The following is a 15698-nucleotide window of genomic DNA, read 5'->3' on the forward strand; positions in this document are numbered from 1 at the left end:
CGAATTTTCCCGAAGTACACATTATTGCATTTGCGAAATTTGTGATTTTTTTAATACAATATTCAGCATTGCAAGGGCGCCCGCTGTAACGTACTATCATTCTCATCGACTACCGACGGTAGTCGTGCAGCCCGCTGCCAGCCATGCTGCTGGCCGTGTAGCGGTTTGATGTCCGTTCTGCTTGTCCGCCTGTCATGCCTACACGCGCGTCTACGTCGTGGTTTGCTCGATCAGTGTCGCACTGGGTGGGGCCGCGCGTGCTGGCTGCGCTGGTGCTGGCGCTGTGCCTGGGACTGACGTATGGTGCCTGGCGCAATGCCCACGATGCCAGCGAACAGCAGGTGCAGGCCGATTTTGACTTCCGCGTGCGCGAACTGGTGGGCAACATCGTCGTGCGCATGCAGACCTACATCCAGGTGCTGCACGGCGTGCAGGGACTGTATGCCAGTTCGCAGGACGTCACGCGCAGCGAATTCCATGCCTATCTGGCGGTGCAGCAGGTGGACCGGCACTTTCCTGGCATCCATGGCATCGGCTACCTGCCCCTGTTACCCGGTGCCGGGCTGGCGCGGCACGAAGCGAGTGTGCACGCGGAGGGCTATCCTGGCTATGCCGTGCGTCCACCGGGCCAGCGCGCCTGGCATGCGCCCATCACTTATCTGGAACCTTTAAGCGAAAGCAACTTGCTGGCGTTCGGCTATGACATCTGGTCGGAACCCGTGCGCCGCGCCGCGCTCGAACAGGCGCGCGACACGGGGCAAGCGGCCATGACGGGCAAGATCCAGCTGGTGCAAGATGGCGGCAGTGCCCAGACGCATGGCTTCCTGGTCGTGCTGCCTGTGTATGACAATGGCTTGCCGCGTGCCAGCGTGGCGCAGCGGCGCGCCGCCTTGCGCGCCTGGGTGTTTGCGCCGTTCCGCATGGTCGACCTGATGGCGGGCGTGGGCGGCGAGGGGGCGCGCCAGCTGGACCTGGAAATCTATGATGGGGCGCAACAGGCTGAGGCGGCCCTGATGTATGACAGCTTGCCGGACATGCTGGCGGCGGCCACGTCGGACAGCCTGGTGTCGCAGCAGGCGATCAGCATCGCCGGCCATGCCTGGACCTTGCGCGTGCGCGCCATGCCGGGCTTCGATGGCGAGCTGCTGGCGCGGCCCCGCCTGGTGGCCTGGACCGGCTTGCTGGCCAGCAGCGTGCTGGCGCTGGCGGCCTGGCTGCTGGCGGCGGGCCGCACCCGCGCCCAGGCGGCGCTGGCGCGTTCGAGCCAGCTGACGGAGCAGCTGGAGCAGGGCCAGGCCAGCGTGCTGGCGATGGCCGAGGCGGCGCAGCGCAGTCAGGCCATGCTGCGCAGCATCCTCGATTCGACCATCGACGGCATTTTGGTCGACAACATCGCAGGCCGCATCTTCACCTCGAACCGGCGCTTCCGCGACCTGTGGCAAGTGCCCGATGCGCTCGACTGGCAAGCGGACGGCGCGGCACTGGTGCGTCATGTGGAAAGCCAGCTGGAGCAGGCGGCGCCTTTCCTGGGAGCACGCGCCCACGCGCCGCACGGCCACCGCGAGCGGCGCGACGTGCTGCACCTGCGCGATGGACGGGTGGTCGAGCAATACGTGCGCAGCATGCAGCTGGGCAATGAACAGGCGCGCTTGTGGACTTTCCGCGACATCAGCGAGCGCAGCCAGATGGAACGGCGCGAGCACACGCGGCGGCAAGTGCTGGAAATGCTGGCCACGGGCGCACCGCTGGAACGGGTGCTGGAAAGCGTGGTGCTGAGCGTGCAAGCCGACCATCCCGCCATGCTGTGCAGCATCTTGTTGCTCGATGAAAACCGCCACCGCCTGGTGCTGGGCGCGGCGCCCAGCTTGCCCGCGTTTTTCAACCTGTCCAGTCATGGCCATGACCTCGACACCCTGCAGGGCGTGCATGGCATCGCCGCGCAAGCGCTGCGCGATGGCCAGCGCGTGATCGTGGGCGACTTGCATGCCGCTGCCAATGTGCAAGAGACGATGGAACTGGCGTGGCGGGCCCAGCTGCAATCGTGCTGGGCCGAGCCCGTGCGTGGCGGCTCGGGCAAGCTGCTGGGCGTGCTGATGGCGTATCACCGCCAGCCCACCTTGCCGGGTGCTGCGCATCTGGCGCGGCTGAGCGAGGCGGCGCACCTGGCCGGCATGGCCATCGAACAGGCGCAGGTGGCGCTGGCCCTGCGCGCCGGCGAAGCGCGTTTCCGCAGCCTGTACGACCATGCGCCCGTGGCCCTGTGGGAACAGGACTGGTCGGCCGTGCGCGCCGCGCTCGATGCACTTGAACAAGCGGGCGTGCGCGACCTGGGCGCCCACTTCCAGGCCAATCCGGACGCGCTGCAGCGGCTGGCGGGGCTGGTGCGCATCATCGATGCGAACGGCGCCGCGCTGGCGCAGGTACGCGCCAACGAGGGCGACCAGCGCCGCGGCGCGCTGGGCCTGGCGCAGAATTTCGATGCCAGCGCCTTGCCCCGTTTCGGCGATGCGCTGCTGGCGCTGGCTGGCGGCGCCCACCTGTACGAGTGCGAGAGCAGCTTCTTGCGTCTCGATGGCGCGGCGCGGCAAAATGAGTTGAGCTTGCTGGTGATGCCCGGCCATGCCGACAGCCTGGACTTTGTCATGGTGTCCTCGCTCGATATCACCGAGCGCAAGCGCATGAATGCGGAACTGCTGCAACTGGCCACCACCGATTTTTTGACGGGCTTGCCGAACCGGCGCCACTTCATGGCGGCACTGGAAAATGAGCATGCACGGCTGCAGCGCGAACTGGCCAGTTGCGCCAGCGTGTTGATGCTCGACATCGATCACTTCAAGCGCGTCAACGACGAGTATGGCCACGCCGTGGGTGATACCGTGCTGCGCCACCTGGGCGCGCTGATGTGCCAGGCGCTGCGCAAGGTCGATGTGCCGGGCCGCGTGGGCGGCGAAGAGTTCGCCATCTTGCTGCCGGGCACCGACCTGGCGGCGGCGGCCGTGTTTGCCGAACGCTTGCGCCGGCGCGTGGCGGAAAGTTCCCTGACTACCGATGGTGGCATCCTGATCACCATCACGGTGAGCATCGGCATGGCTGCCATGGCCGGCACGGATGCCGATTGCGACGCCGTGCTGGCACGCGCCGACGAGGCGTTATACAGGGCCAAGCGGGGCGGGCGCAACCGCGTCGAACAGAATGACGGCGGCAGCGACGGCGTGCTCAGCAAGTTCATGGCGCAGTGATTACAGGCTGTGCTGATGCGCTTGTGCCTGCTTGTGCTTGCGGCTGACGATCAGCCAGACGATGGCGACGGGAATCAACAGGGGCAGCAGCACGGGCGTGCTCAGCGCCAGCACCAGTACCACGCAGAGTGCCAGCACGGCGATCAGCACCACGCCCACTCCTGCCAGGACCACGCCCGTGACGACGGCGGCGCACACCAGCGCAATGGCGGCGACGAGCAAGCCGCCACCGGCAAACACCAGGCCGAACAGCCACTCCAGCGGTCCGTCGATCTCGTCGCCGTTGAACTGCATGTGCATGTCGCTGCCACCGACCTTGTCGAGGAACAGGCAGGCCAGCATGACGATGAGGACGAAGGTGAGTAATTTTTTCATGGTGAGCCTCAGTGTGTGGGGGAGGGGGTGTTGCATGATCACACTGTAGGGACACGCCGGGCTGGCCGCCAGCGGCGTGCGACAGGCCGTCATTTTCACGGTATGGGAGGTCTGTACGGGCAGAAAACACTGATCTGTAACAAGATTTCTTTTCTTGTAATATGCGCAAGCCGTCCTATACTGAATACCTCAGTCTCGCAAGGAGGGCAACATGCTTTTGTTTGCAGATACCGGGGATCAATCGCTATCCCTTTCCCACCATCGAACCACGCGCCAGCGTAGCGCCCCGCAGTCCTGCGCCGAGCCCGTCGGCGCGCCATCGGCGATACCGCCGATCATCATCAATCCCTTTAATTACCATGCGCCACTGCCAGCCATCGACCCGCGCTGGGTGCCGCCCGGTCCGCCGCTGACCTGGCCCAACCGGCCTGCCATGTCCATGTGCTGACGGCACCGGCGGACGGCAGCCGCCTGGCCTGGTCGTGAAAAAGCCCGCATCGCGGGCTTTTGCCAGTACCTGCCTGCGTCAGGAAGATTTGCGGCGCAGCATGAAACCCAGCAAGCCCAGGCCGGCCAGCAGCATGGCATAGGTTTCCGGCTCCGGCACGGCGGTGATGAAGGCGTGGTTATCCGTCTCGAAGGCATTCTGCGTGGAGTGGAAGGCAACCGAGGTGATCTTGCTGCCAACGCCGGCGAAGGCATTCACGTACAGGCCCACGGACTGATTGCCGTTGGCGGGATCGCCGGCCAGCGCTGCCAGTTGCGTGCCCGTCAGTGTGGTCGAGCTGTGGTCGGCAAAGGTGTAGGTCACGCTGTTGTACGTGTCCGGCGAACCCATGTAGAAGCCAAAATAGCTCAAGCCGCTACTGAAGTTGGCGGTTACGGGCGAGAACTGGTCGGAAGAAGTGCCTGCCGACAAATACTTGCTCATATCGCCAGGAGGCGCGGCATGGTTGCTGTTCGTGCCGGTGAACAGCGCGCCGTCGACGTAGTTGGCGGGCAGGATGCCGCTGTTGAAATTGATCGTGGTAGCACCTGCAACGGATGTCACCAGCCCTTCGCCGGCCAGGGCTGTGCCGCCAGCCGTAAATGTGGGGACGGCGCTGGCGCTGCCGGCGGCGGCAGCGAGCGTCGCGCATGCCAGTGTGGACAAGATTTTCATGTTTATTCCCTCAAAGATTTATAGGTGTACGCAGCTGTTTTGATCAGGACAGGCAGAAGTGCTTGGCGTGGCGATGCAAGGCGGCGTGCGGGGATGAGGGACGTCGCATGATGAAAGAATTTCTTGAGGCCAAGCATTACTAAATGCAATATTTGAAATATAAAAAACATAATTCAGATTGCAAAATAATAATAGTCTTAGTTGAGCAATATCAAAGGTCGATCGCTAGAATAAAACTACTAGATTGATAGCTTGTCTTATTGCCGAGATCGACTATGGCGGGCCGCGCCTTACCTTACGGCAAGGCGGCACGGGCGGGCATTTTCGACTATCATGCTAGCCCCGACCTTCCATCACGAGCACCGCCATGAGTACCGATTTCCCCGACTTTTCCGACGAAGCAGCCGAGCAGGATAATGATGCCCCGATCCAGGAGCCGCGCCTGTGGGTAGGCAATGGCTGGACGGCGCGTGTGATCAAGAATGAGGAAGATGAAGGCTGGGCCGTGGCCATGATCAAGGATGGCGAGCCGGAGCCGGCGCTGGTGGGGCCGTGGACCATGGGCCGCGACAAGAAAAACCCGAAGCCGCTCGACGTCAACGCGTTTAATACGCTGGTCAAGACGGCCTCGGAAGTGCTGCGCCGCCACGAGCAGCAGCTGCATGCGCAATTGCACAAGAACCTGTTCGTCGCCACCGACGAGGGACAAATCAAGGTGATGTTCGACATCGTGCCCGACGAAGAGCACCCGTACGCGGAACTGAGCGCCTATGACGCGGACGGCGAACAGATCGCCAAGGTGCGCACTTCGGCCGCCTTCAAGTTCAATGCTACCGCAGCGGCGAACTGGATCGAGGGCGGCTACCGCCGGCCATAATCCGACGCCACCACCGGCGCCAGTGGTGATGTCGGATTACGGCCCTTCGGACCTAATCCGACCTACGTCCGACCTACCTCTTGCCGGCGGTACGCCAGCCGGTACAGCAATGGCAGCACCAGCAGGGTCAAGGCCGTCGACGACAGGATGCCGCCGATCACCACGGTGGCCAGCGGACGCTGTACCTCCGCGCCCGTGCCCGTGGCAATCGCCATCGGCACGAAGCCCAGCGAGGCCACCAGCGCCGTCATCAGCACGGGCCGCAGGCGCGTGATTGCCCCCTCACGGATGGCATCCTGCAAGGGCATGCCCTGTTCGCGCAGCTGGCGGATGTAGGCGATCATCACCAAGCCATTGAGCACGGCCACGCCGGACAGGGCGATGAAGCCGACAGCGGCCGAGATCGACATGGGAATGTCGCGCAGCCACAGCGCAACAATGCCGCCCGTCAAGGCGAACGGGATGCCGCTGAACACCAGCAAGCCATCCTTCACGTTGCCGAACATGGCGAACAGCAACACAAACACGAGCGCCAGCGCCACGGGCACCACCAGTTCCAGGCGTTTCGTGGCCGATTGCAATTGCTCGAACTGGCCGCCCCAGCTGGTCCAGTAGCCGGCAGGAATGCTGACTTGCGCCTGTAACTGCTGCGTGGCGTCGGCGACAAACGAGCCGATATCGCGTCCGCGCACGTTGGCGCTGACGACGATGCGGCGCTTGCCGTCTTCGCGGCTGATCTGGTTCGGCCCCGGCGCCACTTGCAGGCTGGCCACTTCACCGAGCGGGATGAAGCGCGCGCGGCCTTCCGCCGCTGCGCCCAGGGGCAGGGCGATGGGCAGGCGTTTCAGCTGCTCCAGGTCGCTGCGCAGGCTGTCGGGCAGGCGCACGACGATGTCGAAGCGGCGGTCGCCCTGGAACAGGGTGCCTGCCTCTTGCCCGCCGATGGCCGTGGCAATCGCCGCTTGCACGTCGGCAATATTCAAACCGTAGCGGGCCGTCTGCTCGCGGTCGATCTGCACCGTCAGCATCGGCAGCCCCGTCGTCTGCTCGACTTTCACCTCTGTTGCGCCCGGTATCTTGCCCAGCACACTAGCGATCTTCGCCGCCGTACTGTCGAGGACAAGCATGTCGTCGCCGAACAGTTTCACGGCCACGTCGCTGCGCACGCCGGAAATCAGTTCATTGAAGCGCAGCTGGATCGGTTGCGAAAACTCATAGTTGTTGCCCGGCAAGCTGGTGGCCGTCGCTTCGATTTCCGCCAGCAATTGCTCGCGCGATTTCTTTGGTTGCGGCCACTGGTCGCGGGGCTTGAGCATGATGTAGCCGTCGGAAATATTCGGCGGCATGGGGTCCGACGCGATCTCGGCCGTTCCCGTGCGGGCGAAGACGCGGGCGATTTCCTTGTGGTTACTCATCAGCTTGCTTTCCAGCTGCTGCTGCATGGCCAGCGATTGGCTCAGGCTGGTGCCGGGGATGCGCAGGGCCTGGATGGCGATGTCGCCCTCGTTCAGGCTGGGCACGAATTCGCTGCCTATGCGCGTGGCCAGCAAGCCGGACAGCACGACGGCTACTGCCGCGCCCGTCAACACGACGGGCGTGTTGCGCATCACCTTGCCCAGCAGCGGCGCATACCAGCGCTTGGCGGCGCGCATGATGGCGTTTTCCTTCTCCGCTACCTTGTCGCCGATAAACAGCGCCACGGCGGCGGGAATGAAAGTAATCGACAGCAGCATGGCGCCCAGCAATGCGATGACCACCGTCAGGGCCATCGGCGTAAACATGCGGCCTTCCACGCCCGTCAGCGCGAAGATGGGCAGGTACACGACCATGATGATCAGCTGGCCGTACAGCAAGGGGCGGCGCGCCTCTTGCGATGCCGCAAACACTTCATGAAAACGTTCCTGCAAGGTCAACGGCCGCCCCAGTTTTTGCTGCGCATGGGCCAGGCGGCGCACGCAGTTTTCCACGATCACCACGGCGCCATCGATGATGATGCCGAAATCCAGCGCGCCAAGGCTCATCAGGTTGGCGCTCACATGGTATTGCACCATGCCCGTAAACGTGAACAGCATGGCCAGCGGAATCACCATGGCCGTGATGATTGCCGCGCGGATATTGCCGAGGAACAGGAACAGGATGGCGATCACCAGCACGGCGCCTTCGAGCAGGTTTTTCTTCACCGTATTGATGGCCTTGTCGACCAGCACCGTGCGGTCATACACGGTGACGGCGTGCACGCCTTTCGGCAGGCTGCGGTTGATCTCGATCATCTTTTTGTCGACGGCTTGCGAGACGGCGCGGCTGTTCTGTCCGATCAGCATGAAGACCGTGCCGAGCACCACTTCGCGGCCGTTTTCCGTGGCCGCGCCCGTGCGCAGTTCGCGCCCCAGCACCACGTCGGCCACGTCGCGGATGCGGATCGCCACGCCCTGCACATTGGCGACGACGATGTTGGCGATGTCGTTTTTTGATGCCACCTGGCCCGGCGCGCGTATCAGCAGTTGCTCGCCTTGCCGTTCGATATAGCCGGCGCCCACGTTGCTGTTGTTGCGTTCCAGCGCCGTCACCACGTCTTGTAGGCTGATGCCGTAGGCGGCCAGTTTTTCCGGGTAGGGCGCCACCTGGTATTGCTTGGCGTAACCGCCGATGGCATTGATTTCCGTCACGCCCGTGACATTGCGCAACTGCGGCTTGATGATCCAGTCCTGGATTTCGCGCAAGTCCGTCGGCGTGTACGGCGTGCCATCGGGCTTCTTCGCACCGTCTTGCGTTTCCACCGTCCACAGGTAGATTTCACCGAGGCCCGTGGAGACGGGACCCATCTTCGGCGTGATGCCGGCCGGCAAGCTTTCCTTGGCTTCCTGCAAGCGTTCGTTGATCATCTGGCGCGCAAAATAGATGTCCGTGCCATCCTTGAAGATCACTGTCACTTGCGACAGGCCATAGCGCGACAGCGAGCGCGTCTGTTCCAGATTCGGCAAGCCGGCCATGGCCGTCTCGATGGGGAATGTGACGCGCTGCTCGGTTTCCAGCGGCGAATAGCCGGCGGACTGGGTATTGATTTGCACCTGTACATTGGTGATGTCGGGCACGGCGTCGATGGGCAGCTTCTGATAGCTGTAGATGCCCAGGCCAGCCATGGCGGCCACGGCCAGCATCACCAGCCAGCGCTGCTCGATGGCGAAGCGGATCAAGCGTTCAAACATGATGGTTTCCTTAGCTTTGACGTGATCAATGTTCGTGGCCGGCGGAATCTTTGCCCAGCTCGGATTTCAGGACAAAACTGCCTTGCGCCGCGTACGGCGTGCCGGCGGCCAGGCCCTGCTTGATGTGCGTCAAGGTGCCATCGCTGCGCCCCAGCACCACGGGCGTGGCCTGGTAACCCTCCTTGACTTGCACGAAGACGACGGGCTTGTCTTCCACCGTCTGGATGGCCGTGCTCTGCACGGTGACGGGCGCGTCCGCTTCGCCGGACACCACTTCCACCGTGACGAACAGGCCCGGACGCCAGGCCATGTCGGGATTCTGCAAGCTGATGCGTGCCTTGGCCGTGCGCGTCTGCTCGCCCAGCAGCGCGCCCACATAGGTGATCGTGCCTTGCGCGCTGGCATCGAAAGCGCTGGCTTTGACTTCCGCCTTGCCTCCCATGCGCACGGTGGCCAGGTCTTTCGCCGGCACGGCGATTTCCGCCCACACGGTCGACAGGTCGGAAATGACGAAGATGTTCGCGTCTTCCTTGACGGCTTCGCCCAGGGTGATATGTTTTTCCAGCACCATGCCGTCGAACGGCGCGCGGATCTCGTAGCGGTTCAGCGGACCCTTGGCAGCGCCACTGGCGCCCAGCGCGTTGAGCTTTTGCTGCGCATTTTGCACGGCGATTTCCGCTTCGCGCCACGCCTGCTGCGCCTGCAGATAATCCTGCTCGGCAGAAATTTTTTCGCGCCACAGTTTTTCTTCGCGCTCATATGTGGAACGGGCCAGCGACAAACGCCGCTGCGCCGACAGCAATTCGCTGCGCTGTTCCGACAGCTCCGTGCTGGCGATGACGGCCAGTACTTGCCCCTTTTTCACCAGCTGGCCCAGGTCCGCGTGCACGGCTTCCACCACGCCGGCCAGGCGCGGCACGACGTGGGCCGTGCGGTCTTCGTTAAAACGGATTTCGCCGGGCAGGGCGACGGTCGTCTTGATGCGGCCGGGCGCGGCCGTGGCGATGACGACGCCGGCCGCGCGGCTTTGCGCCGCCGTCAATTCCAGCCGGCCTTCCACTTCTTCGTGGCCGTGTTCGTCTTTCTTTTCAGCATGTGCTTCCGCCTTGACGGCAGGCGCTGGCGGGGCGCTGGACTTGCCCGTGCCGAGGATGAGGATGGCCAGCACGATGCCGGCGGCCGCGATGGAGACTATGGCGATCGTCTGTTTTTTGTTGAGTGTGATGTTCATGGATGGCGTTTCCTTACAGGGAGGCGGGGGCGCCAAGCAGGCGCTCGATTTCGACGGCGGCGTGCTGCGCTTCGGTCAGCGCGCGCAGGTATTGGTTTTTGGCTTGCAGCAAGGTGCGCTGGGCATCGAGTACGTCGAGAAAGGCGAACTTGCCGAACTCAAAGCCCTTGCTGGCCGCGTCGTAGGCGCTTTGGGCGCCGGGCAAGATGTCCTGGCGCAAGCTTTCCACGTCGAGCCGGGCCGTGGCCAGGCGTTCGGTGGCGGCAGCCACGGCCGTCTGCACGGCGATGCGTGCGGCGGCCAGCTCGTCGCTGGCCTTGTCGCTGCGGCGCAAGGCGTCGAGCTTGTTGCCCGCGTTGCGGTCGAACAAAGGCAGCGGCAAGGCCAGGCCGATGATGGCCTGGTTGCGGCCCAGCTCTTCCGAGCGCTTCATGCCGATGCTGAGCGTGACGTCGGGCGTGGCGCGCCGCTGTTCCACGTCCAGCATGGCTTGCCGCTGCGCCAGTGCGCTGTGCGCCTGGCGCACGGTGGGTGCCTGGGCCAGGCGCGCCGCCAGTTCGCTGGCCGGCGGCAGCTCGGGCAAGGTTTCCAGGCGACCTTCCGCCAGGCTGAAGCGTGGCGTGGCATTGCCCCACAGGGCGGCCAGGCGCTTGCGCGCGCTGGCCAGGGTGCTGCGGGCCAGGTTCAATTCCAGCCGCACGCTCGCTTCTGCGACCTTGGCGCGGGTTTCCTCGACGGGCGAGGCCTTGCCGGCCGTCACCCGGCGTGCCGTGATGTCGCTGGCGCGCGCGGCTAGCGCCTGCGCGCTGTCGGCCAGGCGCAAGCCTTCCTGCGCCGCCAGCACGTCGACAAAGGCGGTGGTCACTAGCGCGCGCGTGTCGGCTTGCTGCAGGGACAGGCCGGCTTGCGCCAGGTCTTCGCCGCGCTGGGCGACGGCTGTGCGCGCCCCCCGCTTGCCGCCCAGTTCGATCAGCTGATTGAGCTGCACGGTGGTGCTGCGCGTGGCGCGCCGCGTGTCTTCCAGCACGGTTTGCAGTTCCGGGTTGGGCAGGGCGCGCGCCTGTTGCAGGGCGCCCCCTTGCGCCGCCAGTTCATGGCGGGCGGCCGACAGAGTGGCGTTGCCGCCTTCGGCCAGTCGCAGCGCGGCGGGCAAGGTCAGGGGCGCGGCGGGTTCCACGCTAGATTGCGCGTGGGCAAAGTTGCCGGCCAGCAGGCCAGCGGAGAGACATAACAGATAGATGGATCGGTGCATCGAATTCTCCAAGGTACGGAAAAAGAATTCGACGGGACGCGCAGGCTTGCGCCTGAGTTAGTCAGGCGCGCATATGGCGATAAGCGATTGAAACGTCCCGTCGGCCTAGATGGCCGACGACCAGTCAGGGCGCTTGGGAGCGTCCGGGATGTGGGAAGCGTAAAAGAAGGGGGAGGTGTCTGCGTTGACGGAGGCCATGTCGCCGATGGGCAGGCTGGAGCCGGCCGGCAGCCACGCATGGCCGATGCCATGGCAGACGTTGCAGTCGCTGTGCGGCTGGCCTTTGGATTGCTTGTCAGCTACCTTTTTATCGGCCACGGGTTTCTTGTCCGCATCGGCCTTGTGCTGGTGGCTGTGGTGGCCCAGGTGCTGCGCCGCCTTGCCTTCCTCGTGCAGGCAATACGCGCTCGCCGCGGCCCAGGACATCTGGAGCGGAAGCACGAACAGCAGCAAAATGAGGAAGAATTTACGCATGGTGACGGCTATTGTACAGAAAGGCGGGTGGCCGTGCCGTGCTTAACGTGGCTGGGCGCGCCACGCCTTCAACTGCGCGGCGATGGCCTTGCCCTGGAATAGCTGTGGCTCGGAATGCTCTTCCGCTTCCATGCCGCCCTCGCGGAAGTCGGCCGCCTCGCGCGCCTGCACCAGCACCTTGGCCTTGTCAAAGGCTTCGGCAAAGCCGGCGCTCTTGGGTAGCGCTTCCTTGAAATATGCTTCGCTGAAATACGTAAAATCGTTCTGGTCGTCGCAGCCGAACGAGGTGCGGTCGCTGCGCGCGGCCGTGATGATGAGAGTGTTGTCATCTTTTAATGGCGCAATGAAACCGCCTGCATAGCAGGCCGAGATCACGATGACTTTCCAGCGGATGCCGCTGTGCTTGAGCATGGACGCCAGCTCTTGCGCGGGCAGGCTGTGCAGGTCCATGCCATTTTGCGCCAGCGCCAGTTCGTGCTCGGGCGAACCATGGCTGGTGAGGAATAAAAACAGGATGTCGTTCTGCTTGTCCATCTTCGCACCCAGGCTGTCGAGGCTGGCGGCGATGCTGGTGCGCGTGGCCATCGGCTGCTGCGCCACCGTGTTGCGGCTGTTGACGAGCATCAGGGAGCGGCCCACGGTGCCGTAATCGCGGTCGAACTGGCGCTGCACGAAGGCCGTTTCGCGGTGAAACACTTCCTGCGCGCCATCGCCGGCCACGCCCAGCAGGTACAGATTGATCTTTTTCGCCGCATCGCGCGGCGCGATGCGCGCCAGGGCGCCGTCGAGCAGGCTGCGCTGGTTGTACAGGGCCAGCTCGATATTGTCGCGCGTGAGCTTGTCGGCCGCCGGGTCGTCCAGCTGGCCTTCCGTCCAGTTGCCGCTGTCTTCGCGCCGGCCGTCGGCCTGCGCCACGGCGTAGCGCAGCACGCCCTTGCCGTCGAACTGGCCATTCTTGAAGCCGCCCCGGTATTCGTCGCCGTCGGCCGTGCGTAGCACGCCTGTACCCTCGAATTTCCAGTCTTTCAGCTCGCCTTCGTAGTGGATGCCGTCGCTGGTGCTGACTTTGGCCTTGCCCTGCAGCTGGCCCTGGACGAAGTCGCCTTCGAAGACGGTACCGTCCGTGTCGGTCAGCTTGCCGGCGCCGTGTGGGCGCCAGTGTTTGAAGTGGCCTTCGAAGGTGGCGCCGTCGGCGCCCTGGAAGCGGCCTTGCCCCTCGAAGCTGCCCTTGACGAAGCTGCCCGCATAGATCTCGCCCTTGGGCGAGGTGTAGCGGCCGATGCCGTCGAAGGCGCCCTGGCGGAAGGCGCCCGTGTACTCGACGCCGGACGCCTGGCGCAGCGTGCCCTGGCCGGAAAACACGCCGCGCGCGAAGCCCCCTTCATAAAACGCGCCGCTCGCGTACTCGAGCCGGCCCTGGCCATGCATCTTGCCTGCGGCGAGGGGACCGAAATAGCGTCCGCCATCGGCCGTCTCCGCCGCCGGCACCTTGGCAGGCGCGGCGCACAGCGGCGGCATGCCCAGCGCGGCAAAGACCAGCAGGCCGGCGAGGGTATAGGGGCGAAGCGAGGCGCGTAGCGTGGCGGTCATGAGGACGGTCTGGTCTGTAGGAAGGGGCCTAGTCTGCCACTGTATCGCCAAGGTGGCAAATACCGGCGTGGCGTGTGTTGCGCTGCCTCAAGGCAAGATTGTGCGTTTTATGCCGTGCCAAGGCTGGGCTGAACTGATAATATTGATTTTCAGAACATATCGACACAAGGCACACAGTTACCCATGGAAAGCCGTCTCAGCCGTCTGGAAGCCGTTCAAACCGTGTTGCTGGAAATCGGCCAGCGTTCGAGCACCTGCAGCGATATCAGCGAATTCCTGCAGGCGGTGCATGCGGCGCTGGGGCGCATCATGTATGCGGCGAACTTTTATGTGGCGCTCAGCGACCGCGATGACGGCCTGGTGCGCTTTCCCTATTTTGTCGACGAATTCGACGCCGCGCCCGACCCGGATGTGGGCGTGCGCCTGGCCAGCGCCGCGCAGTCGCCCACGGCGTGGGTCATCGTCAACCGCAAGCAGCTGGTGATGACGGCCGACGACGACGCCATGCGCGCCATCGGCGGCGGCGCCTGGGGCGGCGGCACGGCGGCCGAGCACTGGATCGGCTGCCCGCTGCTGGACCAGCAGCATCAGGTGCTGGGCGCCATCGTCATCCAGAGCTATGATGCGCAGCACCGCTTCAGCCTGGAAGACCAGGCCCTGTTCGCGCTGATCGCCACGCACGTGTCGAGCGCCCTGCAGGGCATGCAAAGCATGGACCGGCTGGAAAAGGCGGTGCAGGAGCGCACGGCCCTGCTGGCGCACGAGGTGGCCGAGCGCCGGCGCGCGGAAAACCTGCAGCATGCGCTGTATGAAATCGCCAACCTGTCGGCGCAGGCGGCCGACGCCACCACCCTGTATGCGCGCCTGCACGCCATCATCAGCGAACTGGTGACGGCAAAGAATTTCCTCATCGCCCTGTACCATCCCGACAACAAGGACATCACGATCCCATATTTCGTCGATGAAAAGGATGCGCAGGCGCCCGTGAAACGTTTCCATTACGGCATTGGCATGAGTTCGTACGTGCTGGCGCGCCGGCAAGCGTGTTTGCTCGATGCCAGCAGCTATGCGGCGCTGGTGGCCAGCGGCGAGATGGACGAGCCGCTGGGCAACGTGGGCATCGCCAGCTGGATGGGTGCGCCCATGCTGCTGGGCGAGCGCAAATATGGCGTGATCATCGTGCAAAGCTACGACGAATCCGTCGTGTATGGCCAGGCGGAACTGGACGTGCTGGCCTTCATGGCCAGCCACGTGGCCGTGGCGATGGCCCGCATCCAGGCCGACAGCGCCATGCGCCAGGCCAAGGAAGCGCTGGAAGAGCAGAACGCGGCCCTGAACAGCGCCCTGAGCGCCTTGCAGGAAGCGCAGTCGGAACTGGTGCGCCAGGAAAAACTGGCATCGCTGGGCCGCCTGGTCGCTGGCGTGGCGCATGAAATCAATACGCCGCTGGGCATTTGCGTCACGGCCACCAGCCACCTGGTGCAGGAATTGAAACTCACGCGCGAAGACCTGGACGGCGGCCAGCTCGATGAAGACGGCTTGCGGCAATTCCTCGACATCATCGACCAGACCCTGCGCATCATGACGACGAATACGCAGCGCGCCGCGGCGCTGGTGCGCAGCTTCAAGCAGGTGGCCGTGGACCAGTCGTCGGACGAATTGCGCAGCTTTCACTTGCGCAAATACCTCGATGAAATTTTGCTTTCCTTGCAGCCCAAGCTGAAAGGCAAGCCGGTCAAGGTGGAGATCGATTGTCCACCCGAGGTGCAACTGCGCAGCTATCCGGGCGCCGTCTCGCAGATCGTCACGAACATGGTGGTCAATTCACTGGTGCATGGCTTTGTCGAAGGCGAGCCGGGCAAGATCAAAATCAGCGTGCGGACGGCCGGCGAGATGCTGGAACTCGACTACAGCGACGATGGCATGGGCATGGACAGCACCACCCTGGGCCAGCTGTTCGACCCCTTCTTCACCACCAAGCGGGGTTCCGGTGGCAGCGGCCTGGGCGCGCATATCCTGTACAACCTGGTGACGGGGCCGCTGGGCGGCACGGTGAAGGTGGTCAGCGCGCCGGGCATGGGATTGCACTATAAAATCCGTTTCCCGCTGGAGCCGAAAACCGCGTAATCCGACGCCGGCGTGTGTCCTTGAAAATCTCAAAACGGCGGGCCGGAGGCGCGGGCCTGAGAAAATGCCGATGGCGGCGTTGCAGCTCCTTGCCGTACATGCGTACTGTCTGCGTCGCTGCGCCTTGCCCTCGACATTTTTCAGGTCCGCTTGGCCCGGAATGCC

General features: G+C 64.1%; 11 protein-coding genes. 4 read left to right on the top strand and 7 right to left on the bottom strand.

Going from position 1 to position 15698, the window contains the following annotated elements; translation table 11 throughout:
• The first annotated feature begins 233 nt into the window (after window positions 1-233).
• Complete coding sequence (locus ACP7EG_RS10610) at window positions 234-3239, top strand: sensor domain-containing diguanylate cyclase (RefSeq protein WP_426087558.1); 3006 nt, start codon at window positions 234-236, stop codon at window positions 3237-3239.
• Here the strand turns inward: ACP7EG_RS10610 and ACP7EG_RS10615 are convergent, their stop codons facing one another.
• A complete protein-coding gene (locus ACP7EG_RS10615; protein ID WP_081344931.1) occupies window positions 3240-3614 on the bottom strand; it encodes a hypothetical protein in 375 nt (124 codons plus the stop codon).
• Window positions 3615-3825: 211 nt separating this feature from the next.
• Here ACP7EG_RS10615 and ACP7EG_RS10620 point away from each other — a divergent pair, with 211 nt between their 5' ends.
• The gene (locus ACP7EG_RS10620; protein ID WP_157750893.1) at window positions 3826-4062 is read left to right on the top strand and encodes a hypothetical protein; all 237 of its coding nucleotides are present in this window, start codon (window positions 3826-3828) and stop codon (window positions 4060-4062) included.
• Between the two features lie 78 nt (window positions 4063-4140).
• Here ACP7EG_RS10620 and ACP7EG_RS10625 read toward each other — a convergent pair whose 3' ends face one another.
• The gene (locus ACP7EG_RS10625) at window positions 4141-4776 is read right to left on the bottom strand and encodes a PEP-CTERM sorting domain-containing protein (protein WP_426087559.1); all 636 of its coding nucleotides are present in this window, start codon (window positions 4774-4776) and stop codon (window positions 4141-4143) included.
• A 367-nt stretch (window positions 4777-5143) separates the two neighbouring features.
• On the opposite strand from ACP7EG_RS10625, the gene ACP7EG_RS10630 reads away from it, so the two are divergent.
• Window positions 5144-5653: a hypothetical protein gene (locus tag ACP7EG_RS10630; protein WP_099760825.1), complete on the top strand. Its 510-nt coding sequence runs from the start codon at window positions 5144-5146 to the stop codon at window positions 5651-5653.
• Between the two features lie 62 nt (window positions 5654-5715).
• Here ACP7EG_RS10630 and ACP7EG_RS10635 read toward each other — a convergent pair whose 3' ends face one another.
• The 5 genes from ACP7EG_RS10635 to ACP7EG_RS10655 form a co-directional block, all read right to left on the bottom strand.
• Window positions 5716-8859: an efflux RND transporter permease subunit gene (locus ACP7EG_RS10635; protein WP_426087560.1), complete on the bottom strand. Its 3144-nt coding sequence runs from the start codon at window positions 8857-8859 to the stop codon at window positions 5716-5718.
• A 25-nt stretch (window positions 8860-8884) separates the two neighbouring features.
• Window positions 8885-10090: an efflux RND transporter periplasmic adaptor subunit gene (locus ACP7EG_RS10640; protein WP_426087561.1), complete on the bottom strand. Its 1206-nt coding sequence runs from the start codon at window positions 10088-10090 to the stop codon at window positions 8885-8887.
• Between the two features lie 13 nt (window positions 10091-10103).
• The gene (locus ACP7EG_RS10645; protein WP_426087562.1) at window positions 10104-11342 is read right to left on the bottom strand and encodes a TolC family protein; all 1239 of its coding nucleotides are present in this window, start codon (window positions 11340-11342) and stop codon (window positions 10104-10106) included.
• A gap of 105 nt (window positions 11343-11447) precedes the next feature.
• Window positions 11448-11816, bottom strand: a complete 369-nt coding sequence (gene czcI, locus ACP7EG_RS10650; protein ID WP_426087563.1) for a cation efflux protein, CzcI family — start codon at window positions 11814-11816, stop codon at window positions 11448-11450.
• A gap of 42 nt (window positions 11817-11858) precedes the next feature.
• The gene (locus tag ACP7EG_RS10655) at window positions 11859-13406 is read right to left on the bottom strand and encodes a C13 family peptidase (RefSeq protein WP_426087564.1); all 1548 of its coding nucleotides are present in this window, start codon (window positions 13404-13406) and stop codon (window positions 11859-11861) included.
• 183 nt (window positions 13407-13589) lie between these two features.
• Between ACP7EG_RS10655 and ACP7EG_RS10660 the strand changes: the two genes are divergently transcribed.
• Window positions 13590-15533, top strand: a complete 1944-nt coding sequence (locus ACP7EG_RS10660; RefSeq protein WP_426087565.1) for a GAF domain-containing protein — start codon at window positions 13590-13592, stop codon at window positions 15531-15533.
• Window positions 15534-15698 lie beyond the last annotated feature (165 nt).

Source organism: Janthinobacterium sp. PSPC1-1 (assembly GCF_049897625.1).
Taxonomy (GTDB): Bacteria; Pseudomonadota; Gammaproteobacteria; order Burkholderiales; family Burkholderiaceae_D; genus Janthinobacterium; species Janthinobacterium tructae.

Coding starts and splice junctions, on each gene's coding strand:
- ACP7EG_RS10620 (WP_157750893.1), top strand. CDS start 3,826: ATGCTTTTGTTTGCAGATACCGGGGATCAATCGCTATCCCTTTCCCAC.
- ACP7EG_RS10655 (WP_426087564.1), bottom strand. CDS start 13,406: ATGACCGCCACGCTACGCGCCTCGCTTCGCCCCTATACCCTCGCCGGC.
- ACP7EG_RS10660 (WP_426087565.1), top strand. CDS start 13,590: ATGGAAAGCCGTCTCAGCCGTCTGGAAGCCGTTCAAACCGTGTTGCTG.
- ACP7EG_RS10630 (WP_099760825.1), top strand. CDS start 5,144: ATGAGTACCGATTTCCCCGACTTTTCCGACGAAGCAGCCGAGCAGGAT.
- ACP7EG_RS10625 (WP_426087559.1), bottom strand. CDS start 4,776: ATGAAAATCTTGTCCACACTGGCATGCGCGACGCTCGCTGCCGCCGCC.
- ACP7EG_RS10615 (WP_081344931.1), bottom strand. CDS start 3,614: ATGAAAAAATTACTCACCTTCGTCCTCATCGTCATGCTGGCCTGCCTG.
- czcI (WP_426087563.1), bottom strand. CDS start 11,816: ATGCGTAAATTCTTCCTCATTTTGCTGCTGTTCGTGCTTCCGCTCCAG.
- ACP7EG_RS10640 (WP_426087561.1), bottom strand. CDS start 10,090: ATGAACATCACACTCAACAAAAAACAGACGATCGCCATAGTCTCCATC.
- ACP7EG_RS10635 (WP_426087560.1), bottom strand. CDS start 8,859: ATGTTTGAACGCTTGATCCGCTTCGCCATCGAGCAGCGCTGGCTGGTG.
- ACP7EG_RS10645 (WP_426087562.1), bottom strand. CDS start 11,342: ATGCACCGATCCATCTATCTGTTATGTCTCTCCGCTGGCCTGCTGGCC.